Raw genomic sequence first — 2,502 nt, forward strand, 5'->3', positions numbered from 1 at the left:
GGAAGCTGATCTTTTTTGTCCGAACAGCGTTCGGATTAATTTTACAATCTACCGATTAAGTTATTTTTTGTTTTTTTTAACTAAGCGGTTGGCATGATCCAATCGTTAGCGAGTAGTTGGTGAAAGTGAACGCCAAGTGGCACCCATAACTTGGATTTGCGAATGTTACGCGCCGTTTCCCAAAACAACGGGTCACTCAATTGTTCATCGCTGAGTTTGACTTTGATGTACTCGCCAGCTTCAGTTTGCGCAATGACGAGGGGGTAAAAGACTTTTACCAACCGGACCGCGGTAATATTTTTAATTTTGGGATCGGTATCTAATAACATGTTCACAGCTCCTTAGTTGCTTGCTTGACTTGAATGACTATAGTTTACCGGCAAACCGGGGGAGTAACTATCGAGTTTTAGTAAGCTTTATCTAAGAATTTCTTAGAAAGGGACTTATAATCGTTTAGAATTGGTCGAAAATGTTGATATGGCAGTGTTTTTGAAACTTAAGAACGGCTAGTATTAAATAAAAATATTTTTAAAACGAAGTTAGGTGATGTTGTTATTTATTATTATCAAGGCGATATCGGGACGGTGGCAATAAAAAAAGTTCTACGACATTGAATTCGTCGCAGAACTTTTAATGGTCATGATATTTGGTTGAAAAGCGACCTCAGCAACGGTAACTACGGCTTGGTTGGTTTTGACCAAATAATGGTGAAAATACTGCCTTGTGGTTGGTTATTAGTCACTTCAATTTGCGCTTGGTTCAACGTGACCAGTTGTTTCACAATCGCTAAGCCTAACCCGCTACCTTCGATTTCTTGGGAGCGGGATTGGTCGACCCGGTAGAAGCGTTGGAAGACGGCCTGTTTTTGGTCATCGGGAATCCCTTCACCGAAGTCGGCCACGGCTAAACGGACGCTGTTAGCCGTTTGCGTGAGGCTCAACGTAATTGGCTGGTCGTGGGGTGAATACTTGTGGGCGTTGTCCAGCAAGGCGACCACGATCTGTTGGAGCATCTCAGCGTTACCCGGTACATGGATGTCCGGGTCAATCGCCAACTTCACCGGTTGGTCGATTGATGGCTGGTAATGTTCCCCGAGTTGTAATAGTAAGAATGATAAATCTTGGTCGGTCAATTCGAGTTTGGCCCGGTCGGCCCGGGACAAATGTAAGAGATTTTCGATTAAATGTTGCATCCGTAAAGATTCTTCATCGATAAAGTTTAACGATTCAGGAATGATTTCAGGATGGGCGTCACCCCGGCGGCGAATCAGGCTGAGATTACCGCGAATCGCCGCAATCGGCGTCCGTAGTTCATGGGAAGCATCGGAAATGAATTGGCGCTCGTGTTGCAGGCGTTGATTTTGGGCCACGAGTAATTCATTGAACGCTTGGCCTAGATCATTGATTTCCCGCGGACTGGCCGGAATCTTTAAGGTCGGTTGGTCGGCGTCCGGATTATTCGACGTGTACTTCGTTTCGTGTAACAAATCGATAGTCGGGGCGCTTAACCGCGCCGCTAAGCGATGGGCCCACCACGTCCCGAAGCCGAGGGTGATTAAGGTCAACACCACTGTTAAGACAATTAATAAGAAGAAACTACTAATTAAGCGTTTCAAACTGACCCACAATTGATATGTGTTTTGGCCGTCTTTTTCCGAGTAAGTGACGAAAAAGCCGAAGCCCCGCACATATACTAATGGCCCAACGAGTTTCGTTTGATTTTTAGCGAAAAAGGCTTTAGATGACGGGGTCGTTAAAATCGTCCGTTTGCTTTTAGTGGTCGTCGTAATCGTCGCTTTATTTGTGGTAACGCGAATAAAGGCGGCTTGTTGGGTATTACGCGTTGTCGAGTTATTCCAATGAATAAAACTCGGGACGTCTTTAATGTTGGCTTGATGCAAACTGTTCATCAAATCGCGGGATTCGTGCATCGTGCTGACGGTTTGCTGGACGCCGACCATCACTAAGATAACTAAGCTAATCGTCAACGTAATCGTTAAAACGAGCCGTTTGATGGTGGCATTAATCAGTTGTTCGTAGGTCGGGGTCCCGGTTTTTTTAGCCATTAGTGGCCTCCCTTAACTTGTAGCCCACGCCGCGGACCGTTTTAATGAGCGGCCCGGCATTGGGCGTTTCAATCTTACTGCGCAAGTAACCGACGTAGACATCGACGACATTTTGTTGGCCTAAAAAGTCGGCGCCCCAGACTTGGTCGAGCAAGTCGTCACGAGTGAAGACTTCGTCGGGATGTGCCAAGAAGAATTGCAATAAGTCATATTCGCGATGCGTCAGTTGCACTTCGGCGCCGGCGTTAGTGACGCGATGCGACTTCGTATCTAAAATCACCTCATCGAGTTGATACACTTGGTTGGGTTCAACTTGGTTTTCTAGGCGGCGTTGAATGACCCGGATGCGCGCTAATAATTCTTCGATTTCAAAAGGTTTCGTAATATGGTAGATTGTAAAATTAATCCGAACGCTGTTCGGACAAAAAAGATCAGCT

The 2,502-nt window shown here is 45.8% G+C and carries 3 protein-coding genes; all 3 read right to left on the minus strand.

Features of this window, described 5'->3' with window-relative positions; translation table 11 throughout:
- Nucleotides 1-80 precede the first annotated feature (80 nt).
- Entirely contained in the window at nucleotides 81-329 is a 249-nt protein-coding gene (locus tag DY78_RS00470; RefSeq protein WP_024626262.1) for a hypothetical protein, read from the minus strand.
- 347 nt (nucleotides 330-676) lie between these two features.
- Nucleotides 677-2,065: a sensor histidine kinase gene (locus DY78_RS00475; protein ID WP_024626261.1), complete on the minus strand. Its 1,389-nt coding sequence runs from the start codon at nucleotides 2,063-2,065 to the stop codon at nucleotides 677-679.
- Nucleotides 2,058-2,502: winged helix-turn-helix domain-containing protein (locus tag DY78_RS00480; RefSeq protein WP_169817044.1), on the minus strand; the 445-nt coding region annotated here is incomplete at its 5' end. The genes DY78_RS00475 and DY78_RS00480, both read right to left, overlap by 8 nt.

Source organism: Lactiplantibacillus fabifermentans DSM 21115, assembly GCF_000498955.2.
Taxonomy (GTDB): domain Bacteria; phylum Bacillota; class Bacilli; order Lactobacillales; family Lactobacillaceae; genus Lactiplantibacillus; species Lactiplantibacillus fabifermentans.

Coding starts and splice junctions, on each gene's coding strand:
- DY78_RS00475 (WP_024626261.1), bottom strand. CDS start 2,065: ATGGCTAAAAAAACCGGGACCCCGACCTACGAACAACTGATTAATGCC.
- DY78_RS00470 (WP_024626262.1), bottom strand. CDS start 329: ATGTTATTAGATACCGATCCCAAAATTAAAAATATTACCGCGGTCCGG.